This window comes from Nocardia goodfellowii (assembly GCF_017875645.1).
GTDB classification, from domain to species: Bacteria; Actinomycetota; Actinomycetes; order Mycobacteriales; family Mycobacteriaceae; genus Nocardia; species Nocardia goodfellowii.
Window position 1 is genome coordinate 3,973,193 of record NZ_JAGGMR010000001.1, and the last position, 24,284, is coordinate 3,997,476.

The 24,284-nt window shown below is 67.8% G+C and carries 23 protein-coding genes; 14 read left to right on the top strand and 9 right to left on the bottom strand.

The features are described from left to right. Position 1: 1 nt before the first annotated feature. Positions 2-493 (top strand): PH domain-containing protein, encoded by a 492-nt coding sequence (locus tag BJ987_RS18135; protein ID WP_209891305.1) that lies wholly within the window; start codon positions 2-4, stop codon positions 491-493. Here BJ987_RS18135 and ggt read toward each other — a convergent pair. Next, complete coding sequence (gene ggt / locus BJ987_RS18140; protein WP_209891308.1) at positions 490-2,436, bottom strand: gamma-glutamyltransferase; 1,947 nt, start codon at positions 2,434-2,436, stop codon at positions 490-492. The two genes, BJ987_RS18135 and ggt, sit on opposite strands and share 4 nt — an antisense overlap. 219 nt (positions 2,437-2,655) lie before the next feature. Here ggt and uvrC point away from each other — a divergent pair, with 219 nt between their 5' ends. The 7 genes from uvrC (at position 2,656) to tpiA (ending at position 11,148) form a co-directional block, all read left to right on the top strand. Further along, positions 2,656-4,770 carry an excinuclease ABC subunit UvrC gene (gene uvrC, locus BJ987_RS18145; RefSeq protein ID WP_209891309.1) on the top strand — a complete coding sequence of 705 codons (2,115 nt, stop codon included), beginning with the start codon at positions 2,656-2,658 and terminating at the stop codon, positions 4,768-4,770. A 94-nt stretch (positions 4,771-4,864) separates the two neighbouring features. Next, complete coding sequence (rapZ, locus tag BJ987_RS18150) at positions 4,865-5,830, top strand: RNase adapter RapZ (protein ID WP_209891312.1); 966 nt, start codon at positions 4,865-4,867, stop codon at positions 5,828-5,830. Further along, positions 5,827-6,873 carry a gluconeogenesis factor YvcK family protein gene (locus BJ987_RS18155; RefSeq protein ID WP_209891314.1) on the top strand — a complete coding sequence of 349 codons (1,047 nt, stop codon included), beginning with the start codon at positions 5,827-5,829 and terminating at the stop codon, positions 6,871-6,873. The genes rapZ and BJ987_RS18155 overlap by 4 nt, the downstream gene beginning before the upstream one ends. Next, complete coding sequence (whiA, locus tag BJ987_RS18160) at positions 6,870-7,847, top strand: DNA-binding protein WhiA (protein WP_209891317.1); 978 nt, start codon at positions 6,870-6,872, stop codon at positions 7,845-7,847. The genes BJ987_RS18155 and whiA overlap by 4 nt, the downstream gene beginning before the upstream one ends. A 273-nt stretch (positions 7,848-8,120) precedes the next feature. Continuing rightward, the gene (gene gap, locus BJ987_RS18165; protein WP_209891320.1) at positions 8,121-9,140 is read left to right on the top strand and encodes a type I glyceraldehyde-3-phosphate dehydrogenase; all 1,020 of its coding nucleotides are present in this window, start codon (positions 8,121-8,123) and stop codon (positions 9,138-9,140) included. Between the two features lie 4 nt (positions 9,141-9,144). After that, complete coding sequence (locus BJ987_RS18170) at positions 9,145-10,359, top strand: phosphoglycerate kinase (RefSeq protein ID WP_209891323.1); 1,215 nt, start codon at positions 9,145-9,147, stop codon at positions 10,357-10,359. Between the two features lie 3 nt (positions 10,360-10,362). After that, positions 10,363-11,148 carry a triose-phosphate isomerase gene (gene tpiA / locus BJ987_RS18175; protein ID WP_209891326.1) on the top strand — a complete coding sequence of 262 codons (786 nt, stop codon included), beginning with the start codon at positions 10,363-10,365 and terminating at the stop codon, positions 11,146-11,148. 72 nt (positions 11,149-11,220) lie between these two features. On the opposite strand, the gene BJ987_RS18180 is transcribed toward tpiA, so the two are convergent. Both BJ987_RS18180 and BJ987_RS18185 read right to left on the bottom strand, forming a co-directional pair. Next, the gene (locus BJ987_RS18180; RefSeq protein ID WP_209891329.1) at positions 11,221-12,039 is read right to left on the bottom strand and encodes an META domain-containing protein; all 819 of its coding nucleotides are present in this window, start codon (positions 12,037-12,039) and stop codon (positions 11,221-11,223) included. 113 nt (positions 12,040-12,152) lie between these two features. Then, a complete protein-coding gene (locus BJ987_RS18185) occupies positions 12,153-13,565 on the bottom strand; it encodes a lipase family protein (protein WP_209891331.1) in 1,413 nt (470 codons plus the stop codon). Between the two features lie 185 nt (positions 13,566-13,750). Between BJ987_RS18185 and BJ987_RS18190 the strand changes: the two genes are divergently transcribed. Beyond that, entirely contained in the window at positions 13,751-14,416 is a 666-nt protein-coding gene (locus tag BJ987_RS18190; RefSeq protein ID WP_209891335.1) for a TetR/AcrR family transcriptional regulator, read from the top strand. 10 nt (positions 14,417-14,426) lie between these two features. Beyond that, positions 14,427-14,990, top strand: a complete 564-nt coding sequence (locus BJ987_RS18195) for a DUF3841 domain-containing protein (protein WP_209891338.1) — start codon at positions 14,427-14,429, stop codon at positions 14,988-14,990. Positions 14,991-15,103: 113 nt separating this feature from the next. Here the strand turns inward: BJ987_RS18195 and BJ987_RS18200 are convergent, their stop codons facing one another. Together BJ987_RS18200 and BJ987_RS18205 are read right to left on the bottom strand one after the other, a co-directional pair. Beyond that, a complete protein-coding gene (locus BJ987_RS18200) occupies positions 15,104-15,514 on the bottom strand; it encodes a hypothetical protein (protein ID WP_209891341.1) in 411 nt (136 codons plus the stop codon). Between the two features lie 82 nt (positions 15,515-15,596). Continuing rightward, positions 15,597-15,893, bottom strand: a complete 297-nt coding sequence (locus BJ987_RS18205) for a hypothetical protein (RefSeq protein ID WP_209891344.1) — start codon at positions 15,891-15,893, stop codon at positions 15,597-15,599. 101 nt (positions 15,894-15,994) lie between these two features. Between BJ987_RS18205 and BJ987_RS18210 the strand changes: the two genes are divergently transcribed. Then, positions 15,995-17,629, top strand: coding sequence for an MFS transporter (locus BJ987_RS18210; RefSeq protein WP_209891347.1), 1,635 nt, complete (start codon positions 15,995-15,997; stop codon positions 17,627-17,629). A 59-nt stretch (positions 17,630-17,688) separates the two neighbouring features. Further along, positions 17,689-17,922, top strand: a complete 234-nt coding sequence (gene secG / locus BJ987_RS18215; RefSeq protein WP_209891350.1) for a preprotein translocase subunit SecG — start codon at positions 17,689-17,691, stop codon at positions 17,920-17,922. Here secG and BJ987_RS18220 read toward each other — a convergent pair. Together BJ987_RS18220 and BJ987_RS18225 are read right to left on the bottom strand one after the other, a co-directional pair. Beyond that, a complete protein-coding gene (locus BJ987_RS18220) occupies positions 17,909-18,586 on the bottom strand; it encodes a class I SAM-dependent methyltransferase (RefSeq protein WP_209891352.1) in 678 nt (225 codons plus the stop codon). The two genes, secG and BJ987_RS18220, sit on opposite strands and share 14 nt — an antisense overlap. Positions 18,587-18,690: 104 nt before the next feature. Beyond that, the gene (locus tag BJ987_RS18225; protein WP_209891354.1) at positions 18,691-19,539 is read right to left on the bottom strand and encodes an SDR family NAD(P)-dependent oxidoreductase; all 849 of its coding nucleotides are present in this window, start codon (positions 19,537-19,539) and stop codon (positions 18,691-18,693) included. 53 nt (positions 19,540-19,592) lie between these two features. On the opposite strand from BJ987_RS18225, the gene BJ987_RS18230 reads away from it, so the two are divergent. After that, on the top strand, positions 19,593-20,579 hold the full coding sequence (locus tag BJ987_RS18230; protein ID WP_307869662.1) for an alpha/beta fold hydrolase: 987 nt from the start codon (positions 19,593-19,595) through the stop codon (positions 20,577-20,579). A gap of 74 nt (positions 20,580-20,653) precedes the next feature. Then, positions 20,654-21,253 (top strand): DUF7691 family protein, encoded by a 600-nt coding sequence (locus tag BJ987_RS18235; protein WP_209891360.1) that lies wholly within the window; start codon positions 20,654-20,656, stop codon positions 21,251-21,253. Between the two features lie 9 nt (positions 21,254-21,262). On the opposite strand, the gene BJ987_RS18240 is transcribed toward BJ987_RS18235, so the two are convergent. After that, complete coding sequence (locus BJ987_RS18240; protein WP_209891364.1) at positions 21,263-21,736, bottom strand: SRPBCC family protein; 474 nt, start codon at positions 21,734-21,736, stop codon at positions 21,263-21,265. 20 nt (positions 21,737-21,756) lie between these two features. Continuing rightward, positions 21,757-24,222 carry a thiamine pyrophosphate-dependent enzyme gene (locus BJ987_RS18245; protein ID WP_209891366.1) on the bottom strand — a complete coding sequence of 822 codons (2,466 nt, stop codon included), beginning with the start codon at positions 24,220-24,222 and terminating at the stop codon, positions 21,757-21,759. Positions 24,223-24,284: the final 62 nt, after the last annotated feature.

Below are 24,284 nucleotides of genomic sequence, written 5' to 3' on the forward strand. Positions count from 1 at the left end.
GATGCCGGTCGTGCGTATGTGGCGTCGTGAGCAACCGGCCGCGGCCGCGCCGGAGTGGGATCTCGAGGTGCGTCCGCGTCGCTCGGTCCGCACCGCGTGGGTCTGCGCGACCGTGCTGGTCGTGGTCTTCACCATCGGCGGAGTCTGGCTGCGCTCCGGCTCCACCGGCGTGAACTTCCGGACCGTCGATCAGTTCGCCATGATCGGCGTCGGTCTGCTCCTGGCGGCCGGTGTCCTGATGCTGACCCGCCCACGGCTGCGGGTGGGCCCGCGGGGCGTCTCGGTCCGGAATGTCCTCGGCGACAACCTTTTCCGCTGGGAGCACATCCTCGGCGTCTCGTTCCCCGACCGGAAATCGTGGGCCCGCCTCGTACTCGTCGACGACGAGTACGTACCACTGCTCGCCATCCGCGCCAACGACAAGGCGCACGCCGCGCAGGCGATGGATCGCCTGCGCGAGCTCGGTGCGCAGTACACCGCCGAGAAGCCCTAGCGGGTATCGCCGAAGACCGCTCCCTCGCGACGCGGGTCGGCGCCGCCGATCCAGCCGCCGGCCGGGTCGAGTTTCAGGGTGCTGAGCCCGCTGACCTGGGGTGTCACCGATACCTGGTGGCCCATTTCGCGCAGGCGGATGACCAGCGGGTCGTTGTCGCCCTTGTTCGTGGCGTTGATGGCCGGGTGCTCCCCGCCGATGCCGGTGGACGTGCTGTTGCCCGCGCCGAAGGAGACCGCCGAGACCGCCTGTTGCGGATCCATGCCCCAATCCAGCAGTCCGACCAGGGTTTTGACGACGAACTGGATGATCACCGAGCCGCCGGGGGAGCCGGTGATGTGGGTCAGCGCACCGCGGGTGCCGTCGGGGGCGCGGTCGAAGACCAGGGTCGGGGCCATCGAACTGCGCGGACGCTTGTTCGGCTGGATGCGGTTGGCGACCGGCGCTCCGTCGGCGCCGAGCGGATCGGCGGCGAAGTCGGTGAGCTGGTTGTTGAGTACGAAACCGTCGACGACGTGGAACGAGCCGAAGGCCGATTCGACGGTGGTGGTCAGCGCCGCCGCGTTCCCGAATTTGTCGACCACGGAGATATGGCTGGTGCCGTGCTCGGGCGGCTGCTGGCCGACCCCGAGCGGGACCGGGCCGAAATCGCCCGGCTGGGCGGTGCCCATGCTGCGACTCGGGTTGATCAAGCCGGCGCGCTGCTTCAGGTAGTTCTTGTCGATCAGGGTCTGCATCGAGCCGCCGGGCAGCGGGATGAAGTCCTCGTCGGCGACATATTTGTTGCGATCGGCGTAGGCCAGCCGCTCGGCCTCCGAGATGAGATGCACCGCTTCGGCTTTCGGCTTGCCGCCGTTGGCGTCGAGTGCGTCGGGCTTCAGCGCGGCCAGGTCGAAGTTCTCCAAGATACCCAGGGTCGCGGCGACGGTGCTGCCGCCCGAGGACGGCGCGGGCATGCCGCAGATCTCGTGGGCCCGGTAGCCCGAGCACAGCGCGGTCCGCTTCTTCGGCTGGTATCCGGCAAGATCGGCCAGGGTGATCTGGCCTCCGGTCCGGCCACCCGCGGTGGAAGCGGTGGCGTCGACGATGGCCTGCGCGATGGCGCCGGTGTAGAACGCGTCCGCGCCCTCGGTCGCGACGGCGCTCAATGTCTTCGACATCCCCGGGTTGGTCAGCAGGGTGTCGGCCTTCTTCGGTGACCCGTCCGCGTTCAGGAAGTACGCCTTGGCCGCCTCGTCGGTGGCCAGATCTTTGGCGGACTCGGCGATCTGGCCCGCGAGGCGCGGACTGATCTCGAAGCCCCGGTCCGCCAATCCGATTGCCGGATCGAACAACTCGCGCCACGCCGTCTTTCCATGCTCGCGGTGCGCGAGCTCCAGCATCCGCAGAATCCCGGGTACGCCGATGGAACGGCCACTGGCCCGGGTGTTCGGTTTGGGCTCGGTACGGTCCTCGTCGCTGACCCACCGCAGGTAATTCTCGGTGGCGGCCGCCGGGGCGACCTCGCGCCCGTCATACGCCTCGATGTTCTTGCTCGCGGCGTCGTAGTACAGCAGGAATCCGCCGCCGCCGATCCCGGAGGCCTGCGGTTCCACCAGCCCGAGCACGGCCTGCGCGGCGATCAGCGCGTCCGCCGCCGTCCCGCCCTTGTTCAGCACCTCACACGCGGCCTTGGTGGAGATCGGGTTGGCCGTCGACACCGCGTAGGTCTTGGTCCGCACGGCTGTCATCCCGGACCGATATCCGGACGCGATCTCCGGATTCGTCGCGATATTCGTCGACCCGGTTCCGCTCGCCGGGGCCGCCGTGACGGGGGTTCCATTCGGCGATTCCCCACATGGCCCGGCGGCCTGTGCGTCATCCCCCGAACACCCGGTGACGATCCCGACTACAAGTGTCAACGCCGCCCCAGCGCCAACCCACTTACCACGTGTGCGCTTCATGCACGGACTGTATCGCCGATCACCGACAGCCGTGCGGGATCGCAGCCAAACGACCTCCGGCACAACCACTCTCCCGAGCCTGCGCAGGCGCTGGCTTGTGCTGGTCAGCGGGGCGAGCCGAACGCCTTCCGTTGGCCGCTGTCGAGATCGTCCCGGCCGCTTTCGCCGGTGCGAACCTGGGCGGCGGAGGCTGTCGGTGGCACTCGATAGGCTGTTCGGGTGGCAGATCCAGCGACGTACCGGCCCGGGCCGGGGACGATTCCCGTCGAGCCCGGGGTGTACAAGTTCCGGGACGCACATCGGCGGGTCATCTATGTCGGCAAGGCGAAGAGCCTGCGCAGCAGGCTGAATTCGTACTTCGCCGATGTGGCGTCGTTGCATCCGCGCACCCGGCAGATGGTCACCACGGCGGCCAGCGTCGAGTGGACGGTCGTTTCCACCGAGGTGGAGGCGCTGCAGCTGGAATACAACTGGATCAAGGAGTTCGATCCGCGCTTCAACGTGCGGTACCGGGACGACAAGTCGTATCCGGTGCTCGCGGTCACCCTCAACGAGGAGTTCCCGCGGTTGTTCGTCTATCGCGGTGCGCGGAAGAAGGGCGTGCGTTATTTCGGGCCGTACGCGCACGCCTGGGCCATTCGCGAGACCTTGGATCTGCTGTTGCGGGTGTTCCCGGCCCGCACCTGCTCGAACGGGGTCTTCAAGCGGCACAACCAGATCGGGCGGCCCTGCCTGCTGGGGTATATCGACAAGTGCGCGGCGCCGTGCGTCGGGCGGGTCAGCGCCGACGAGCATCGCCGGATCGTGGAGGATTTCTGCGACTTCCTGGCGGGCCGCACCGACCGCATGGTCCGGGAGCTGGAACGTCGCATGCAGGACGCGGCCGAGGATCTCGATTTCGAGAACGCCGCACGCCTGCGGGACGACGTGCAGGCCCTGCGCCGCGCGCTGGAGAAGCAGGCGGTGGTGCTCGGCGACGGCACCGACGCCGATGTGATCGCCTTCGCGACCGATGAGCTCCAGGTCTCGGTGCAGATCTTCCACGTCCGCGACGGCCGGGTGCGCGGTCAGCGCGGCTGGGTGGTCGACAAATCCGGCGATGCCGTCGACGCGCCCGAGGCCGGCGGCGAGATGGCGGCCCTGGTCGAGCAGTTCCTCACCCAGTTCTACGGCGAGCAGGTCGCGGTGGCCGAACAGTCGGCCGAGGAGCAGACGACCGTGGTGCCGCGCGAGGTGCTGGTCCCCGAGTTGCCCGCCGACGCCGAACAGATCCAGGAGTGGCTGAGCAAACTGCGCGGTTCCGGCGTCAAGCTGCGGGTGCCCCAGCGCGGAGACAAGAAGGCCCTCGCCGAAACCGTGCAGCGCAACGCGATGGAAGCGCTGGCCCAGCACAAACTCAAGCGCGCCGGCGATCTGACCTCGAGATCGGCCGCGCTGCAAGACATTCAAGACGCCTTGGAACTCGACACCGCGCCGCTGCGGATCGAATGCGTCGACATCAGCCATGTCCAGGGCACCGATGTCGTGGCGTCGCTGGTGGTGTTCGAGGACGGTCTGCCCCGCAAGTCCGAGTACCGGCACTTCACGATCAAGGAGGCGGCAGGGGAGGGGCGTTCCGACGACGTCGGCAGCATCCGGGAGGTGACCAGGCGGCGGTTCTGGCGGCTCCGCAAGGAACGCGAAGAGCTGGCGGCCGCCGAATCGCAGGCGGCGTCGAGGGTTCCCGGCGACGACGAACTCGCGAACCCCGATACGAGCGCGTTCGAAATCGATGAGGACGGCCTGGACGGCACCCTCGATCCGGACGATCTCAACCCGCCGCCCGGCATCGATCCCCGCACCGGCCGTCCCCGCAAGTTCGCCTACCCGCCCAACCTCTATGTCGTCGACGGCGGCGCCCCCCAGGTCGCCGCCGCGGCCGAGGCGCTCGACGATCTGGGTATCACCGATGTCGCCGTGATCGGCCTGGCCAAGCGCCTCGAAGAGGTCTGGGTGCCGGGCGAAGCCGACCCGGTGATCATGCCCCGCAACAGTGAGGCCCTGTTCCTGTTGCAACGCGTCCGTGACGAGGCGCACCGCTTCGCCATCACCTTCCACCGCAGCAAACGGTCCCGCCGGATGACGGCCTCCGCGCTGGATTCGGTCCGGGGCCTCGGTCAGTCCCGTCGCACGGCCCTGGTCACCCATTTCGGGTCGGTCGCCAAACTCAAGGAGGCAACGATCGAGCAGATCACCGAGGTCCCCGGGATCGGCGTCGCGACCGCGAAAGCGGTGCTCGCGGCCCTCAACGCGGACCAAACGGACACGACACGCGTGCCGGCGAGCGAGAATTGATGAATTCCGTGTCGCGTACGTTGTGTGTCTGCGCCCGATACGAGATCCGGTACGGGATGATCGAGAGGCAACCCAGACACAGATCCGGTAGGACATGACACGCGTCGAATCGAACAGCACTGCGGGCGGCCCCCGGTCGGCCGCCGATTCCGCCGTGCCCACCGCCGGTTCGCAGCAGGTCGAGGTCGTCATCGTGACCGGTTTGTCCGGTGCCGGCCGCGGGACAGCGGCCCGGGTGCTGGAGGACCTGGGCTGGTACGTCACCGACAACCTGCCGCCGGAGCTGATCGGCCGCATGGTCGAACTCGGCGCCTCCGCCGACCCCCCGATCCGCCGGTTGGCCCTGGTCATGGACGTGCGCAGTCGCTTCTTCACCGGTAATCTCTCGGTCGTCACCGAACAGCTGCGGGCGCGCGGCGTGCGCACCCGCATCCTGTTCCTGGAAGCCTCCGACGACGTCCTGATCCGCCGTTTCGGTTTCGCCCGCCGTCGTCATCCGCTGCAGAGCGAGAGCTCGGACGGCACGCTGTCCGCGGGCATCGCCGCCGAACGGATTCGCCTGTCGACCGTGAAAACCGCGGCCGACCTGGTCATCGATACATCGGAATTGTCGATCCATCAATTGCATCGCAAGCTCGAGGAGGCCTACGGCGGCGGTACACCCGCCGCATTGCAGCTGACCGTGCAGTCCTTCGGCTTCAAGTACGGGGTTCCGCTGGACGCAGACATGGTGTTGGATGTGCGTTTTCTACCCAATCCGCATTGGATACCGGAACTTCGGGAACATTCGGGACAGGAAGCGGTGGTCAGCGAGTACGTGCTGTCGCGCCCCGGCGCGGCCGACTATCTGCGTACGGCGCACCACCTGGTCGACCTGACGACGAACGGTTACCGCCAAGAGGGGAAGCGATACATGACGGTGGCAGTGGGCTGCACCGGAGGCAAGCACCGCAGCGTGGCGATAGCCGAGGCGCTCGGCGAACTGATGGGCGCGCAATTCGACGAGTCGGGCGAATCCGACGTCGTGCGCGTGGTGCATCGGGATCTGGGGCGCGAATGACAGGGTGGGAATCCAATCCCGCCATCGTGGCGCTCGGCGGCGGGCACGGACTGTATGCGACTTTGACCGCGGTGCGGCGGCTGACCCGCAAGATCTGCGCGGTGGTCACCGTGGCCGACGACGGTGGTTCCTCCGGCCGGCTACGCGCCGAGCTAGGTGTGCTACCCCCGGGTGATCTGCGAATGGCGTTGGCCGCCTTGACCGCTGACCCGGACAGCGTCTGGACTCGGACGATTCAGCACCGTTTCGGCGGCACCGGCGCGCTGGCCGGTCACTCGGTCGGGAACCTGATCCTCGCGGGCCTCACCGAGGTGCTCGGCAACCCGGTGGACGCGCTCGACGAACTGGGGAAGATGCTGAAGGTGACCGGCCGGGTCCTGCCGATGTCACCCATCGCCCTGGATATCGAAGCGGATGTGTCCGGGCTGGAAGCGGATCCGCGCGTGAGCCGCTGTATCCGCGGCCAGGTCGCGGTCGCCACCACGCCGGGCAAAGTGCGTCGCGTGCGTTTGATCCCCTCGGATCCGCCCGCCAGCCCGGAGGCCACCTCGGCCATCGAACACGCGGATGTCGTTGTGCTGGGCCCGGGTTCGTGGTTCACCAGCGTGATCCCGCATGTGCTGGTCCCCGAATTGCGTGACGCGCTGGTCTATACCCGTGCGCGCAAGGTGCTGGTGCTGAATCTGGCCGCGGAACCGGGCGAGACGGCGGGGTTCTCCGCCGAACGTCATCTGCATGTATTGTCCCAGCACGCACCGGAATTCGTGGTCGACGAGGTTTTGGTCGATTCGGGCTCGGTGCCGGAAGGCCGGGAGCGTGAACATGTGGCCAGGGCAGCCGAGCAGTTGCGGGCGCGAGTAACCTTTTCCGATGTCGCCGAAGCGGGAACCGACCGGCATCACCCCGGAAAGCTCGCCGCCGCACTGGATCAGCTGATCCGGCAACCTCGGCCGCAAAAGGCAGGGCTTCGAGTCGAAGGACGGCACATGGGCGCGGATGTGCGGTCCGGGTTGGGTGGAAAGGAGCGCGTCTCGTGGCAATGACAGCCGAGGTTAAAGACGAGCTGAGCAGGCTCACGGTTTCCCAGGTGAGTTCCCGCAAGGCCGAACTGTCCGCGCTGCTACGTTTCGCCGGAGGCCTGCACATCGTCGGCGGCCGGGTGATCGTGGAAGCCGAAGTCGATATGGGCTCCATCGCACGACGGCTCCGCCGGGAAATCTTCGAGCTCTACGGCTACGGCTCCGACGTGCACGTGCTCGGTGCGGGCGGTCTGCGTAAGACCTCCCGCTACGTGGTGCGCGTGTCCAAGGAGGGCGAGGCGCTGGCGCGCCAGACCGGTCTGCTCGATGTCCGTGGCCGGCCGGTGCGCGGACTGCCCGCCCAGGTGGTCGGCGGCAGCATCGCCGACGCCGAAGCCGCTTGGCGCGGAGCGTTTCTGGCACACGGCTCGCTCACCGAGCCCGGTCGTTCCTCGGCGCTCGAGGTCAGCTGCCCCGGTCCCGAGGCGGCGCTCGCGCTCGTCGGCGCGGCCCGGCGGCTCGGTATCACCGCCAAGGCGCGCGAGGTGCGCGGTACCGACCGCGTCGTGGTGCGGGACGGCGAGGCCATCGGCGCGTTGCTGACGCGCATGGGCGCGCAGGACACCAGGCTCACCTGGGAGGAGCGTCGCATGCGCCGCGAGGTGCGCGCGACCGCGAACCGGCTGGCCAATTTCGACGACGCCAACCTGCGCCGTTCGGCCCGCGCGGCGGTCGCCGCGGCGGCCCGCGTGGAGCGTGCGCTGGACATCCTCGGCGACGACGTGCCCGACCATCTCGCCGCGGCGGGCAAACTGCGCGTCCAGCACCGCCAGGCATCCCTGGAGGAGCTGGGCCAGCTCGCCGACCCGCCGATGACGAAAGACGCTGTCGCGGGCCGTATCCGACGCCTCCTGTCGATGGCCGACCGCCGCGCCAAGGAGCTGGGTGTCCCGGACACCGAATCCGCCGTCACCGCCGAGCTGCTAGACGAGGCCTGAGAGAAGAGACAAATCCCCGCCGCTCGGGTCGGAAGCCGGAGCAGCGGGGATTTCGTCTACCTCGCAAAACCCTGAAATGCCCTATGCTGACCGCACTCCCGGCCCCGTCCGGAGGGAGCCCGACGACCGACCCGTTCGTGGCCCGTCTCGCTGCCGAGCGGCCGAAGCGCATGCGCCGTAGGCGCGAGTCTCGGCCGCTCGGCAGCGAGACATAATGGGCCACGAACACCCAGCGCCGCAGGCGCTGGAAATTAGACACAGAGGAGCGATAACGTGACTGTCCGGGTAGGCATCAACGGCTTCGGTCGTATCGGACGTAATTTCTTCCGCGCGGTGGAGGCGCAGAAGGCGCTCGGCACCACCGACATCGAGATCGTCGCGGTCAACGACCTCACCGACAACGCGACCCTCGCCACCTTGCTGAAGTACGACTCGATCCTCGGCCGCCTGCCGCAGGATGTCTCGCTCGACGGCGACGACACCATCGTGGTCGGCGATCAGCGGATCAAGGCACTGGCCATCAAGGAAGGCCCGGCCGCGCTGCCCTGGGGCGACCTGGGCGTCGATGTGGTCGTCGAGTCGACCGGCATCTTCACCGACGCGACCAAGGCGAAGGGCCACCTGGCGGCCGGCGCCAAGAAGGTCATCATCTCCGCGCCCGCCAAGGGCGAGGATCTGACCGTGGTCATGGGCGTCAACGACAGCCAGTACGACGGCAGCCAGAACATCATCTCCAACGCCTCGTGCACCACCAACTGCCTGGGCCCGCTGGCGAAGGTGCTGAACGACACCTTCGGCATCGAGCGTGGTCTGATGACCACCATCCACGCCTACACGCAGGATCAGAACCTGCAGGACGGCCCGCACAGCGACCTGCGTCGCGCCCGCGCCGCCGCCCTGAACATCGTGCCGACCGGCACCGGCGCCGCCAAGGCCATCGGCCTGGTACTGCCCGAACTGCAGGGCAAGCTGGACGGTTACGCGCTGCGTGTCCCGGTCCCCACGGGGTCGGTCACCGATCTCACCGTGACGCTGTCCAAGGCGGCCTCGATCGAGGCGATCAACGCCGCGTACCAGGCCGCCGCCGAGGGCGCGCTGAAGGGTTTCCTGAAGTACAACGTGGACCCGATCGTGTCCAGCGACATCGTCACCGACCCGCACTCCTGCATCTACGACGCGCCGCTGACCAAGGTCATCGACGATCAGGTGAAGGTGGTCGGCTGGTACGACAACGAGTGGGGCTACTCGAACCGTCTCGCCGATCTCATCGGCCTCGTCGGCAAGTCGCTCTGAACGCATGGCTGTCAAGACTCTTCAGGACCTGCTGAACGAGGGCGTCGAAGGCCGGGGCGTGCTGGTGCGCTCCGACCTGAACGTGCCGCTCGACGACAATGGCGTGATCACCGATCCGGGCCGCATCATCGCCTCGGCGCCGACCCTGCGCGCGCTCGCCGAGGCGGGCGCCAAGGTCGTGGTGACAGCGCATCTGGGCCGCCCCAAGGGCGCTCCGGATCCGAAGCTGTCGCTCGCGCCGGTGGCCGCTCGGCTGAGCGAGGAACTGGGCCGCAATGTCCAGTTGGCCGGCGATGTGGTGGGCCAGGACGCGCTCGCGCGTTCCGAGGGCCTTACCGACGGTGACGTGCTGCTGCTGGAGAACATCCGCTTCGATGCCCGGGAGACCAGCAAGGACGACGCCGACCGGCTGAAGCTGGCGCGTGCGCTGGTGGAGTTGGTCGGTGACGACGGCGCGTTCGTCTCCGACGGTTTCGGTGTGGTGCACCGCAAGCAGGCCTCGGTGTACGACGTGGCGACACTGCTGCCGCATTACGCCGGTGGCCTGGTCGCGGCGGAGGTGGAAGTGCTGCGGAAGCTCACTACCGACACCGAGCGCCCGTACGCGGTCGTGCTCGGCGGCTCCAAGGTTTCGGACAAGCTGGCCGTCATCGAGGCGTTGGCCCCCAAGGTCGACACCCTGGTGATCGGCGGCGGCATGTGCTTCACCTTCCTTGCGGCACAGGGTCTTTCGGTCGGCTCCTCGCTGTTGCAGGAGGAGATGATCGAGACCTGCAAGAAGCTGCTGGACGAGTGGGCCGATGTCATCCACCTGCCGCGCGACATCGTGGTGGCGGACAAGTTCGCCGCGGACGCCGACTCGAAGGTGGTGCCCGCCAACGAGATTCCGGATGGCTGGATGGGCCTGGACGTGGGCCCGGAGTCGGCGGACCGCTTCGCGGCGCTGCTGACCGAGGCGCGCACGGTGTTCTGGAACGGCCCGATGGGCGTGTTCGAGTTCGAGAACTTCGCCGCCGGTACCCGCGGTGTCGCCGAGGCGATCGTGAAGGCCACCGAAAAGGGTGCGTTCACGGTGGTCGGCGGCGGTGACTCGGCCGCGGCCGTGCGCGCGCTGAACCTGCCCGACGACGGCTTCTCACATATCTCGACCGGTGGTGGCGCTTCTCTGGAATACCTGGAAGGCAAAGAGCTGCCCGGTATTTCGGTGCTGGAGGACTGATTCATGGCACGTAAACCGCTTATCGCGGGCAACTGGAAGATGAACCTCAATCACCTCGAGGCCATCGCCCTGGTGCAGAAGATCGCCTTCGCGCTGCCGGAGAAGTATTTCGCCAAGGTCGACGTGGCGGTCATCCCGCCGTTCACCGACATCCGTAGCGTGCAGACCCTCGTCGAGGGCGACAAGCTGCTGCTCACCTATGGTGCGCAGGATGTCTCGGTGCACGAGTCGGGCGCCTACACCGGCGAGATCAGCGGCGCCATGCTGGCCAAGCTGGGCTGCAGTTTCGCCGTCGTCGGCCATTCCGAGCGCCGGCAGTACCACAGCGAGGACGACGCCACGGTGCTGGCGAAGGCCAAGCAGGCACTCAAGCACGGGATCACTCCGATCGTGTGCATCGGCGAGGGACTCAACATTCGCGAGGCGGGCACGCATGTCGAGTACAACCTCGAGCAGTTGCGTGGTTCGCTGAAAGGCCTGACGGCCGAGGAGATCTCGAAGGTCGTCATCGCCTACGAGCCGGTCTGGGCTATCGGCACCGGCAAGGTCGCCTCGGCCGCCGACGCACAGGAAGTGTGCGGTGCGATCCGCAAGGAACTGGCCGAGTTGGCTTCCGCGGAGGTCGCGGCCGGTGTGCGCGTGCTCTACGGCGGTTCGGTGAACGCCAAGAATGTCGGTGAGCTGGTCGGCCAGACCGATATCGACGGCGCGCTCGTCGGTGGCGCTTCGCTCAAGGGTGACGAGTTCGCCACCCTGTCCGCGATCGCCGCGGGTGGCCCGCTGCCCTGATCGGTGATTGCCGCAATCGGCCCGGTACCGCCCGCGGTACCGGGCCGCTGTGCTTGCCGGCCGCCGATCGCGCTATTCCGCGCGGAGGGTGAGCCCGTGGCCGTTGGGATTCCTCAGGGTGAGCGTGCCGGCGTCGATGGTGGCGGTCATCGTGCCGGTCACCACTTTGAGCACGCCGGTCTCCACTTCCATCACGTCGGGCTGGCACACCATCTTGGTGGTACCGAGATCGTCGATGGTGATCGTGGTCTCGGTGCCGGTCTTCGTGATCGGAGCCTTGGCGGCCAGCTTGTTGCAGCCGGTGCTGCCGGAGACGCCGCTGTCCCGGAAGGTCAGGGTCGGCTTGGACTCGGCGATCGCGACCGAACTGATCCGGGCGTCCGGCGTGAGCAGTTCGGTGACGCGCCAGACGGTGCCCTCCAGGGGCCGGTCCGGGTCCGCGATCTTCTTGTCGAGCAGGGTGACGGTTTGCTCCTGATTCTTCAGCGTCAGGGTGTTGTCTTTCAGCTCCCAGGTGGGTCCGGAGCTCAGCAGTGCGGTCATCCATTCGTCGGCGCGGCCGCGGTCGCCCTCGCAACCGATCAGCGTGGTCGCCAGCTGACCGACCGCCAGGATGTGATCGTCGAGGGTGACCGGGGCCGAGCCGGTATTGCAGCCCGCGGTCGCGCTGACGCGGTCGCCGGTGAAGGTGAGAGAAAGCGGTCCGCCGCCGGGGATCTGCGGACCCTTGACCTCTTTGGAGATGTAGGTATGACCCAACGGTGTCGCCGGACTCGCCGGGGTGGTCGTTGTGGTCGTCGGGTCGGTGCTGCCGCTGCCGCCGCTGTCACACGCGGCCGCGGCGCAGGCGAGCAGCAGGATCGGAACGTATCGCACGAATTTGGCCGACATGTGCGCGATCGTACCGAGGTCGTCTCGATCGAGTCGGCGGCGCGCTGCGTACCCGGTCGAGCCGAAGTGCCGGAAAGCCCCGGGGCGGGGTTTGTTCCGGCACTCCCGCGCGATCAGATCGGCATGCCCAAGGCCGAGGCGAGCGTCTGACCGATGGCGGCGACGAAGGCGGCGAGCGCGCCGGGATCGGTCAGCTGGGTCGGCACGTCCCGGTTGCTGCACCCGGCGGGCGCGGGCACGCCGTTGAGCCGGTCGTTGAGCCACAGGACGGCCGATCCTGCACCCGCCACGGCCGCGATACCGTGCTCACTGAGCAGCTCCCGGGTGTAGAAAACGCTGGCGTTCGGGTCTTTGCAGTAGGTGTCGTAGGTGCGGTTGACCGCGTTCACCGGCATCACCTCGTCCAGTGGCGCTTCGTAGATATAGAGCGGGGCGCGCGGGGTGCCGCGGTGGCCCAGGGTCAGCTCGTCGAGCACGTGCTGGATCTCTGGCGCGCGCATCGGGTCACCGGGGTAATCGAACAGGCCCTTGATGTTGACGAACGGGAATCCGGCGAATTGCAGTGCCACACACTGGCCTTCGTGCACCACCCGGACCGCTTTGCCCAGTGGGTTCATATAGCGGTCGATGAAGGCATTGATCTCCGGGTATTCCCGCGCGACGCCGAACAGTCCGCCCAGGACCGCCCCACCGAAGGTGGAGGTGCCGTTGTTGTAGTCGATCGCCATGCGAATATCCGCGAGCAGACCACCGGCCGCGGACCCGACCAGGTTCAATTCCGGGGCGTAGTCGGCGTGCAATTCGGCGGCGTGCGCGGTCGGGATGGCGCCGCCGGAGTAGCCCCACAGGGTGGTCCGCGTGGCTGTCCCAGGCAGATCGGCCGGTGCGAAGTTCTGGGCCGCGCGGATACCGTCGAGAGTGATGCGCGCGCCCAGGGGACCGGCCGCGTAGGCGGCGTTGGGACCCTGATGGTCCGGGACGACGACTGCGTGTCCCAGTTGCAGCATGGCCTGGACTTCGACGAATTCCGCGCCGATCACCGGATTCAGCGGGTTCGGCAGCGAACCCATCTGCAGCGTGTACGACGGAGCGCAGTTGATCGAGAGCGAATCCTCGGCGAACTGGAACGAGACCAGGCCGCGCTGTCCGCTCGGCGCCGGGCGGTGCGGCACGATGATGGTCGCGACCGCGGGGATCGGCTCGCCGCGAGTGTTGGTGCTGCGGTAGGAGACCTGCCAGGCATTGGTGTTGAGCGGGATGAGCCAGAAGTTGGCCAGATTGACCTGCCGGGCCGAGAAGATCTCGCCCGGCCGGGCGGCGGCGACCCGGGCGGGATCCGGATTGTAGAAGGCCGGATCCAGGTAGGGCGGCGCAGGCGGCATCGGGAAGGGCAATGCCGGGGCTACCGGGACTGGTTGCGCGACAGCGTTATTCGTTAGGGCCGGATTGATCGCGATGGTCAGGCCCGCGGCCATGGCCAGGCAGATTTTGGTGACCTGCCGTCCCCGTGCGGTGGTCGTTCTCATGCAGATACTCCTCGACGAATCCGCCGGGCTGGCCGTGCTCAGCGCCACACCACGCGGGCATCCCAAAAAGGGAGTGACTATTTCCTAACTGGCGTCTCAGACTGTAAAGTGCTGGTATGCCCTGTGTCAACGGTCACCGGACCCGGCTTTTGCCGCCGCCGGAGCGCCGGGCAGGATGATCAGCCATGACCCCGAGCGCCGAGCGCGCGCAATCCGCGGAGCGCCCACCGGCCGGCTCCGCACGTCCGCGCCGCACCCAGTCCGAACGCCGGGCCGCCACCGTGGCCAAGCTCATGGACGCCACGATCGCCGCCATCGGCGAGGTCGGCTACCAGCGGGCCACGGTGCAGGAGATCTGCGGCCGCGCCGAGCTTTCCGTGGGTGCGATGTTCCGGCAGTTCGACAGCCGCCTCGACCTGATCGTGCGCACCTCCGAGGAAATCATCTCCCGGCAGATCGCGGGCTTCGGCGCGGTCATGGAACAGCTTGGCAGCCAAGCGGATTCGCTGGACACCGCGCTGCGTTTCCTGCGCGACGCGCAAGCCGGCAACCTCACCCACGCGTTGCGCGAGATCTACCTGGCCGCGCGATCGGACGCCGAACTGCGCACCCGCATCGCGCCGAATGTCGAGAACTACTACGAGCGCATCGTTTCCGAGGTGGAACGGACCCGGGTACTCGCCCGCTTCCCGGAGGACAAGCGCGAACCACTGTTCTTCCTTGTGCTGCACCTATTTTCCGGTCAGGCCGTAGTGCGCGGCGTAATCCCGAACCCGGCGATGGACGATGCCGTACTGGCGCTCATCGAGGACCTGCTCGTCACCTACGCCGAAAAGCACACCGGCGCATAGGCTCACCAGGATGAGACTGTGGACACTGCAGGCGCCGGAAGTCGTCCGGGCACTGCGGTCCGCCGGCAGCTATCAGGCCGATTGGGAGCTGGTGATTCCGAATTGGCGCCCCGCATTCCAGGACATGGTCGAGGAAATGCGCCGCCGCGGCATCGATTGTGCCGCGGCACCGCCGATCTGGTGCTGGCGCGGACGGGCCCGGCAGCGCCGCGCCGTGCGGTCGACAGCGAACTCGCTACTCGGAGACCATGAATGGGCGCACGGCCGGTGGCTGCTCACCCTGGACGTGCCGGACAAGCAGATCCTGGCAACCTCCTACGCGGCGTGGAACGACTACCTCGGTTTCCGCGGCGGCTACGCCACCGACCTCGTCGAGGGCCCGCACCGCATGGACTGGACAACGCGCCTCCATTCCCCTTGGGACGCCATGCAATACACGATTCCGGAGCTCCGCCTGGATTGGCTGGTCCGCGCCCGCGCCTACCCGCCCGATACCGCGACAACGGCACGGATCCTGGCCGACCCCTACTGCCGGGAGATTTTCGAACGGCAGAGGGCACCTGAACTGATCTGACACCCGGCCGGGAAGCTGGCCGGGTAGGTGCGTGGAGGGCAGCGGCCCGGACGTAGCCGTAGGGATTGACCGCATTGGGGTGAGGACTGACCGCTGTGGGCCGAGCGATTCGGTCAGGGGAGTACGTCGACGATGACGCGGGGGTCGAGCTCGCGGAGCTTGTCGGGGCGGTCGGTGAGGCAGGACCAGCCGCGGTTGACCGCTTCCAGGGTGACGTGGCCGGCGGTGACCATGGTGTCCGCGTCGCGGCGGCCGAGCAGGGTCGCGCCCACCTGTCTACTCGCGGGACCATCCAATCCGCGGATGACGGTATTCGGTAGGTCCAGCAGCGCGGACAGAATGTCGTGGCGGCGCACCGGGATCAGGGCGCGGGCCGCGATCAGCGCCGTCACCGGCACGAGCAAGGTGTTGCCCGCCTCCGACGTCGTCCACACCACGGATTGGGCGTACATCACCCGGTGCGCCCAAGCGGTCAGGGCCGCGGTGTCGAAAACAACGCCACTGAGTTCACTACGGTCCGTCACGACTCCGCCCCGCTAGCGCTCGGCCGACTCGAAACTGCCTTGTATGCCGCCCCCGCGGCTGTGATCCCCCGGTCGGAGGTTCTCACGCGGCACCGGGACGGCGCTCGTCGAATTCCTTCTGCGATAACGGAGGCAGGCCCTGCATCGCTCGGGCGCGGTTGATCATCTCCAGTGGCGGCGGGCCGCCGATCACCTCTTCGACTTTGGCGAGCGCTTCGACCCGATCGAGCTCGGCGCGATCCATTCGCGCCTTCACCGAATCCGCCACATACGCGGAGACAGAACTGATCTGACCGCGTGCTCGCCAAAGATCCAGTGTGGCCGCAATTTCCTCGGGAAGGGTGATCGTCACCTTCCGGGTTTTGCGCTCCGCCGTCATGGCGCGATTCTAACGGTGACATGCCGCTGAGCGGGGCGGTTGTGCCGAGTTGATCGAGCGGTTCACCCCGGTGTTCGCGGGCGGTCGCCGGCTCCGGCGATATGCTCACCCGAGTGACCACTGCCGACGCGACGACTCCCATTTCCACCTGGGCACCCCTGCAGTCGCGGATCTACAGGTCACTGTGGATCGCGCAGCTGGTTTCCAACCTCGGCACCTGGATGCAGACCGTCGGTGCGCAGTGGATTCTGGTCGACGAGCCGAACGCGGCGGCGCTGGTGTCGTTCGTGCAGACCGCGATCACATTGCCGGTGATGATGCTGGCGATTCCGTCCGGAGTGATCGCCGATCTGGTGGACCGGCGCCGGCTGCTGCTCGGGGCGCAGTCGGCGATGGCGGTGCTGGCCGCGGTGCTGGCGGTGACGACGGCGACCGGGCACACCACACCGGGCGTCCTGCTGACGTTGTTGTTCCTGATCGGCTGCGGTCAGGCGCTGACCGGTCCGGCGTGGCAGGCGATCCAGCCGGAATTGGTTGTGCGCGAGCAGATTCCGTCGGCCGCCGCGCTGGGCAGCATGAACATCAATATCGGCCGGGCAGTGGGGCCCGCGCTGGCCGGTGTGCTGGTGTCGCTGTCCGGGCCGACGCTGGTGTTCGCGCTCAACGCGGTCTCCTTCGTCGGGATCGTGGCGGCGCTCGCGGTATGGAAGCGACCGGCGACCGCCCGCAAACTGCCGACCGAACGCCCGCTGGCGGCGTTGCAGGCGGGGACCCGATTCATCCGGGCCGCCCCCGCGATCCGGCGGGTGCTGCTGCGGTCGATCCTGTTCATCGCGCCGGCCAGCGCGTTGTGGGCGTTGCTGCCGGTGATCGCGCGCGCGGAACTGGGGCTGTCCTCAGCGGGCTACGGCCTCATGCTCGGCGCGCTCGGCGTCGGGGCGGTGCTGGGCGCGCTCGGTCTGTCCCGAATCCGGGCGCTGTTGACGCCGACGCAACGGTTGACCGCGGCGGCGGTGCTGTTCGGTCTCGCCTCGGCCGGTTCGGCGGTGCTGCCCCGCTGGATGCAGGCCGCCGGCTTGGACGCGCTGTGCGTCCCGGTGGTGCTGCTGCTTCTCGTGGGCGCGGGCCTGGCCTGGCTGCTGGCGATGTCGACCATGAACGCGACCATGCAGCTGCTGTTGCCCGGCTGGGTGCGGGCCCGCGGGTTGTCGGTGTATCTGCTCGTGTTCATGGGCGGGCAGGCCCTCGGGTCGCTGGTCTGGGGTCTGGTCGCGAACGCCCTCGGGGCGGTGTCCGCGCTGGTCATCGCCGCCGTGCTGCTCGCGTGCAGCGCGATCAGCAGCGTGTGGTTGCCGATCCGGCACAACGCCGAGGAACTGGATCTGACCCCCTCCGCGCACTGGCCCGAGCCGGAACTGGTGATCGAGCCCGAACCCGAGGACGGACCGGTCCTGGTCCTGCGCAGCTACGACGTGCCCGCGGAGAACGCCGACGACTTCCTCGCCGCGATGGTGTTCGTGGGGCGGTCCCGGCAGCGCACGGGCGCGATGGAGTGGCGGCTGTACCGCGATGTCGGCGTGCTCGACCGATACGTGGAGGCGTTCGTGGTGCGATCCTGGGCCGAGCACATGCATCAGCACCAGGAGCGGCTCACCGCCAACGACTACCTGCGCGAGCAGGAGGTGTCGCGCTACACCGTCGGTGTGGATCGCATCACCCACCTGGTAGCCGTGTGACCACACGATTCCGCCGGGTCGATTAGGGGCTGGGGGCGGCACCCCATACACTGATCGCCATGCGGATGTTCCTGGATATCCTCCTTATCGTCACCAGCGTGCTGCTGGTGCTGTTGGTGCTGCTGCACCGCGCCAAGGGTGGAGGCCTGTCCAGCCTTTTCGGTGGCGGCGTGCAATCGAGCCTGTCCGGCTCCACCGTCGTCGAGAAGAACCTCGACCGGTTGACCATCTTCACCGGCCTGATCTGGTTGATCGCCATCCTGGGCATCGGCCTGGAGATCAAGTTCGCCTGAGTTCGGTTTCCGAGGTTCGGCGCTGTGCCGTTCTGAGTACAGCCCACTGGTAGTGCATCGATCCGCCGTCCCGCCAGGTCAGCCACTCTTCCAGGGTTCCGTGGCGCGCTAGCGTGGTGCGGAGGGTGTCGTCGGTCCGGATACTGAAGAATCGCGCCGGGCCGTGTGCGGAGCTGTCGTCCCAGTGGTACTCGCCGCCGGTCTCGTTGCCCCATAATCCGATCGCGAGCGGAGCGCCGGGTCGTAGTACTCGGATGATCTCCGCCAGCGCCGCATCCAAGTCCCCATCGGCGACGTGCAGCAGGGTGCTCATCGTCCACCCCGCTCCGAAGGTCGCATCCTCGAACGGCAGGTCCAGCACCGAAGCCACTCGGACGTCCAGGCCGAGCGAACGGGCGATCACGGCGCTCTGCGGGGCCAGGTCGACGCCGGTGTAGGCGAGTCCGGCCGCCGCGAAGACCGCGCCGTCCCGCCCCGGCCCCGCGCCGACTTCGAGCACGCTGTCCACCTCTTCGCGCAGCAGCAGGTCCACGAACTTCGTCCGCCGCGCTACCCGAGCAGTCGGCAGCGCGCGATCCGCGCGCTCGTGCAACTCGTTGTCGTAGTACGCGACCAGCTCGGCTTCTCGTCGCGCCCTGGGTGATTCGTCCATAGCGTCGATCATGCAGCGTGACGTACCTTCTCCCGCCGGTACACACACTTCCCGATCGACAAGACAGTGGTTCTGCGCGAAGGCGGCTCGTCGTACTCGTTGTGCGTTTCGTTTGCTCAGTCGGCGCGGGGCACGCGCCCGTCGACGTCTGTGAAGGAGTATGCCTCGGCGAGATCGGCTACCCGGAAGGCGTTGCCGCTGCGCGCCTTCCGATTCGGATCGGCGGCGAGGGCGACGACCGCGCGGCCGGGAAAGCGCGGGGTTTCGGCGTCGGCCAGGTCGTAGGTGCCTTCGCCGGGGAGCGTGACGAGGCGTTTGCCGTCGGCGTCGGCCGGAACGAGTTGCAGCAGTTCGGTATCCACGATGCCGGGCCAGAGGGAGACGACCGTGACGCCGGTGTCGGCGAGGTTGTGCGACATGTCGGCGGTGAGCCGGTCGAGGGCGGTCTTCGCGACGCCGTAGACGGCGTTGTGCATATAGCGCTCCGCGCCCGGGGACGAGATGTTGACGATCAGGCCCGCCGCCTCGATCAGCAGCGGCGCGGCGAAATAGCTTGCGGCATAGTGGGATCTGACTCCGATATCGAAGGTCTCGTCCCATGCCTTGGGCGGTACCTCCCAGAACGGTTTGCCGAGCCAGCGGGCGGCGGCGGGGGAGTTGTAGACGTTGTTGACCAGGACGTCGAGCTTGCCGTGGTCCTTCTGAACCTGGTCGAACAGTTCGCGCACGGCGTCGTCGTCGCGATGATCGCAGACGACCGGAACTCCGGTGCCGCCGAGTTCGCCGATCTGCGCGGCGGTTTCGGCCACCGTGCCGGGGAGCCGGCCCGCGGTCGCTGTGCGGCCGGTGACGTACACCGTGGCGCCCGCCGCCCCCAGTTCCAGGGCGATGCCCTTGCCGATGCCGCGACTGGCTCCGGTGACCACCGCGATTTTTCCGTCGAGCCTTTGCGCTATTCCACTCACGACTCCGAGACACTACCGTGAAAATGAGAACACGTTCTAGGTTTGGAGGCAGCGTGGTTGCAGAGCAGGGGCCGGCGCATCGGTTCGTGGAAACCGAGGGTGGGCGATTGCATATCGCCGAACAGGGCGAAGGGCATCCGGTGGTCTTCTGTCACGGGTTCCCGCATACCTGGTACATGTGGCACCGGCAACTCCCGGCCGTCGCGGCGGCCGGATATCGCGCCATCGCACCGGACCTGCGTGGTTATGGCCGCACGGAAGTCCCGGATGACCCGGACGCCTACACCAATCAGGCGGTCATCGGAGATCTGCTCGCGCTGCTCGACGACATCGGCGCTGACAAGGCGGTGTTCGTCGGCTTGGACTTCGGCGCGCAGTTGGTGTGGGAGCTGTCGTTGCGGGCGCCGGAGCGGGTCCACGGCATCATCGTGCTGAACAATCCGTTCGCGCCCCGCCCGCCCAAGGCGCCGTCGGAGTTGTGGGCGCGGGCGGCGAAACGGCATTTCCTGCATCTGGACTACTTCCAGCGGCCCGGTGTCGCCGACGCCGAGTTGGCGGCGAACCCGAAGGCGTTCCTGGAACGTGTCTACTTCTCCCTCAGCGCCGACTATCACTACCTCGACACCTGGCAGCATCCGGCCGAGGGCACCGGGTACCTCGACGTGCTCCCGCAAGCTCCGGCGCTGCCGTGGCGCTGGCTGGCGGAAAGCGATATCGACACTCTCGCAGCCGAATTCGATCGCACCGGCTTCACCGGCGGCTTGAATTGGTACCGTGCCCTGGACCGCAACTGGGAACTCACCGCCGACTACGCCGACGCGAAAGTCACCGTCCCGGCCTACTTCATGTACGGCGACCGCGATCCCGACATGGAAGGCTTCAGCGGCCGAGATCCATTGGGCACCATGCAGGCGCACGTGCCACACCTGCGTGCGGTCACCAAGATCTCCGACGCCGGCCACCTGGTCCAGCTGGAACGCACCGACGAGGTGAACGCGCTGCTCGTCGGTCACCTCCGGGAGTTGTTCGAACCCGCCTAGCGGCCGTGGAATCGGCTGTAGCTCATAAGGTTTCGATAAGCGAATCTGTCGGTCGCCCCGGATACTGTCGCGCCATGAGTTACAGCCTGAGCCTCTACCTGGTCGATCTCGACAAAGTCCGGTCCGCGATCGGATCCGGGGACGACGAGCTGCGGCGGAGGATCGTCGGACGGTTCGAAGCGCGGTTCGCTCACGACGACGAGTACTTCGCCGACGAGATCGCGGTGGGCGCGCCGAAGAAGTACGAGGCAGTGCGGGCGGTGCTCGACGGAGGCCCGTTCGACGACTCCTACGGGCATCTGTATGGCTATGCGTACCAGGCGATCTGTGAATTCCACGGGCGTTTCCTCGACAACAGTTCGTTCAGCCCGTTCCGCAGCGGCTGGCTCGAACTCGTCGACGAGGGCATGGCCGCGCTCGGTATGGACGCCCGGGTCGGCGACTTCTGGTACGGCAGTCTCCCCGCCGCGTTACCGCGCCCGGAATTCGTGCCGTGCTACGGCGAATGGACCGCCGACGAGTGCGCGAAACTGCTGGAGCAGTGGGCGGCGACGACCCCCGAGCAGTACGCGGACCTGGATCCGTATGTCCTCGAAGCCATCGAGTCCTGCGTCGGCTGGGCCCGCGCTGCCCGAGCCGAACCGGGCACGGGCGTCGCGGGTTTCTTCTTCTGACCGGTCGCGCTAGCGGTATTCGCTTGCCAACGGCGGATATTCGGACCAGTGCGGGAGTGGCTTGCCGGCCAGGTAGGCGGTGAGGCGGTCGAGGACGTACTGCCAGCGCGGGCCGACCTCGGGAGCCTCGGCGGGGCAGAGGTGGCGGCGGACGAGTTCGAGGTTGGTGAGGACGCCGACCTGAGTGAGGCGCAGTTCGACGACACAGCCGTCGAGATGGAGGGCCAGTTCGTGCGGGGCGACGCAGTGTTCCACCCGGACGGCGAGGGGGCCGGGCACGGGGCCGCCGAGCGGCTGGACGGTCAGGTTGCCGCCGTCTCCGGACACCGTTCCCAGCCAGCGGGACAGCTGGCCGCGGCCGGTGCAGGCGGACCAGACCTCGGGGACCGGCAGGCGGAAAGATCGCAGATAGTGCAGCAGGACGAGGTCGGCCTCGCGATCATGCTCGGGACGCACCTCGCCGAGCGTGGACATCGTGGTCATGCGGCTGTCCTTTCCATGCGCTAATCGGTGAGCAGTTTGCCCGCCGCGGTCTCGATGGCGGCTTCGTCGAGCAGGACGGTGGCGGCGGCGGGGCCGAGCGGAATGAAGCTGTCCGCACTGGTGACGCGGGCGATGCGGCCTTCGAAGTCGGCGTCGATCAGTGCGGAGCATATTGCCTCGGAAACGCCGCCGCTGCGGCGGGTTTCGTCCACTACCAGGACCCGGCCGGTGGCCCGGGCATGCTCGAGCAGATCATCGAGCGGCAGGGGAGCGAGCCAGCGCAGGTCCACGATGCGGACGCTGTGCCCGTGCTCGTGCAGGCGGTGTGCCACGCGTAGACACATCGGGACACCGTTGCCGAACGTGACGAGGGTGATGTCGGTGCCGTCCCCGTAGACCCGGGCACTGCCGAATTCCACATGCTCGCCGTCGATCGCCGCGGGCCAGGCATCGTCGCCGATGTGCACGTCGCGGGCGTGGTACAAAGCGATGGGTTCGAGGAAAACACACACGCGGCCATCGACCCGGGCGGCTGATACGCAGGTGCGCAGCATGGCGGCGGCGTCATCGGCGCGCGCGGGCACGGCGAGCACCAGACCGGGAATGTCGCGCAGGACCGCCAGCGAATTGTCGTTGTGGAAGTGCCCGCCGAACCCCTTCTGATAGGCGAGTCCGGCGATCCGCACCACCATCGGGTTGCGGTACCGGCCGTGCGAGAAGAACGACAGCGTGGCCGCCTCGCCGCGCAGCTGATCCTCGGCATTGTGCAGGTAGGCGAGATATTGGATCTCCGGAATCGGCACGAAACCGGCCAGACCGGCACCGAGCGCCGTGCCGAGCACGCTCTGCTCGTCGAGCAGGGTGTCGAAGACCCGGCGCGCCCCGAACTGCTTCTGCAAACCCTTGGTGACGCCGTAGACGCCGCCCTTGCGCCCGACGTCCTCACCGAACACGAGGACATCGGGGTCGCGCTGGAGCAGGTCGGCGAGCGTCCGATTGATGGCCTGCGCCAACGTCATTCGATTGTCGCCGCCCGAACCGCCGCCGCCCGAACGGCGCTGATCCGCTGCTGGACCTGTTAGGCGAGCGTGGGAGCCTGTCGGCGGCTGTTCACCCCGGACATCCGGGGCGTCGGGATCGGGCTGTGCCGTGGAGGTGTCCGTTTCGGCGGAGTCGGCGTGCTGTGCCGTGGACGTGGCCAGTTGCGAGGGTTCGGTGGGCTGTGTGCTGAAGTTCGCCGGTTCAGCGGGTGCGGCAGGCTGTGTGCCGGAGTTGTCCGGGTCGGGGGATTGCGCGCTGGAGGTGCCCGGATCAGCGTTTGCGGCGTGCTGTACCTGGTGCGCGTGGGTTTCGGACGAGCGCAGGACGTCGGCGCGCACCTCATCCGGATGGGTGGGGGCGAGCGGAGCGGTGACGGCGGCGGCCGAGGTCAGTTTCGGCTCCTCCGGTACCGATTCGGCCATGTCCGCGACTCGGCGGGCGATCTCGTCGTAGCGGGTGAGCACCTGCTCCGGAGTCGCGACACCGGCGGCGACGAGCATCCGGCCGGTCGCCAGGACCGGGTCACGGTCCAGGTCGGCGGCGATGTCGGCCGGGCGGCGGTAGGCGGACTCGACGTCGGAGCCCGCGTGGCCCAGCAGCCGCACCGTTCGCAACCGCAGGAAAGCCGGTTTCCGATGCTGTCGAACCCATTGCGCCGCAAGGGAAGCCGTGGTGAGCGTGTCGATCAGGTCGCAGCCGTCGGCATAGAAGTACTGCAAGCCCAGCCGGACACCGTAGGCCTGCTCGATCCAATCCGGGGGTGTCGGCACACTGATACCGATCCCGTTGTCCTCGCACACGAACAGGATCGGCATCGGAACGCCCTGGTGTGCGGTGTGGATCGCGGTATTGATCGCACCCACGGCCGTCGAGTGATTCGCCGAGGCATCCCCGAAACTGCACAGCACCACCGAATCCGCAGGCCACTCGGTCGAAATCCCCAAGCGCGCGGCCCGTTCCAAAGCGAACGCCAACCCGACGGCCCGCGGCAGGTGCGAGGCGATGGTCGAGGTCTGCGGGATGATGTTGGCGGCCTTGCTACCGAACACCTTGTGCCGGCCACCGGATATCGGATCCGCCTCCGCCGCAACCACTCCCAGTAGCACGTCTCGAATCGGATCCGAGCCCGGAAGCCCTCGGCACCGCTGCACGAAGAAGGCTCCCGATCGGTAGTGCAGCAACGCCGGATCGGTCACCCGCAGCGCCGCGGCCACCGCCGCGTTGCCCTCATGTCCCGACGACCCGATGCTGTAATATCCGCGCCGCTGCGCGCCCAGCTTCCGCGCCGCCAGATCCAGATGCCTGCTCGCGGCCTGCGATTCGAACAGCTCAAGCAGTTCGCCGCCGGTGAACCCACCCGTATCATCCGGACCCGCCTCCGTCGGCGTCAGCGCGGAGATCGCGGCGCGAAACCGCCCATCCAGATCGACTCGCTGTTCGGTCATGCAGCGATCATTCCCGACGAACGCCGCCCGGGTGGCCAGATTCCATGCCGATTCCGCGGAAA

Coding starts and splice junctions, on each gene's coding strand:
- BJ987_RS18170 (WP_209891323.1), top strand. CDS start 9,145: ATGGCTGTCAAGACTCTTCAGGACCTGCTGAACGAGGGCGTCGAAGGC.
- whiA (WP_209891317.1), top strand. CDS start 6,870: ATGACAGCCGAGGTTAAAGACGAGCTGAGCAGGCTCACGGTTTCCCAG.
- BJ987_RS18190 (WP_209891335.1), top strand. CDS start 13,751: ATGACCCCGAGCGCCGAGCGCGCGCAATCCGCGGAGCGCCCACCGGCC.
- BJ987_RS18210 (WP_209891347.1), top strand. CDS start 15,995: ATGCTCACCCGAGTGACCACTGCCGACGCGACGACTCCCATTTCCACC.
- BJ987_RS18245 (WP_209891366.1), bottom strand. CDS start 24,222: ATGACCGAACAGCGAGTCGATCTGGATGGGCGGTTTCGCGCCGCGATC.
- BJ987_RS18135 (WP_209891305.1), top strand. CDS start 2: ATGCCGGTCGTGCGTATGTGGCGTCGTGAGCAACCGGCCGCGGCCGCG.
- BJ987_RS18220 (WP_209891352.1), bottom strand. CDS start 18,586: ATGATCGACGCTATGGACGAATCACCCAGGGCGCGACGAGAAGCCGAG.
- ggt (WP_209891308.1), bottom strand. CDS start 2,436: ATGAAGCGCACACGTGGTAAGTGGGTTGGCGCTGGGGCGGCGTTGACA.
- BJ987_RS18240 (WP_209891364.1), bottom strand. CDS start 21,736: ATGACCACGATGTCCACGCTCGGCGAGGTGCGTCCCGAGCATGATCGC.
- BJ987_RS18155 (WP_209891314.1), top strand. CDS start 5,827: ATGACAGGGTGGGAATCCAATCCCGCCATCGTGGCGCTCGGCGGCGGG.
- tpiA (WP_209891326.1), top strand. CDS start 10,363: ATGGCACGTAAACCGCTTATCGCGGGCAACTGGAAGATGAACCTCAAT.
- BJ987_RS18235 (WP_209891360.1), top strand. CDS start 20,654: ATGAGTTACAGCCTGAGCCTCTACCTGGTCGATCTCGACAAAGTCCGG.
- rapZ (WP_209891312.1), top strand. CDS start 4,865: ATGACACGCGTCGAATCGAACAGCACTGCGGGCGGCCCCCGGTCGGCC.
- secG (WP_209891350.1), top strand. CDS start 17,689: ATGCGGATGTTCCTGGATATCCTCCTTATCGTCACCAGCGTGCTGCTG.
- BJ987_RS18195 (WP_209891338.1), top strand. CDS start 14,427: ATGAGACTGTGGACACTGCAGGCGCCGGAAGTCGTCCGGGCACTGCGG.
- BJ987_RS18205 (WP_209891344.1), bottom strand. CDS start 15,893: ATGACGGCGGAGCGCAAAACCCGGAAGGTGACGATCACCCTTCCCGAG.
- BJ987_RS18185 (WP_209891331.1), bottom strand. CDS start 13,565: ATGAGAACGACCACCGCACGGGGACGGCAGGTCACCAAAATCTGCCTG.
- BJ987_RS18180 (WP_209891329.1), bottom strand. CDS start 12,039: ATGTCGGCCAAATTCGTGCGATACGTTCCGATCCTGCTGCTCGCCTGC.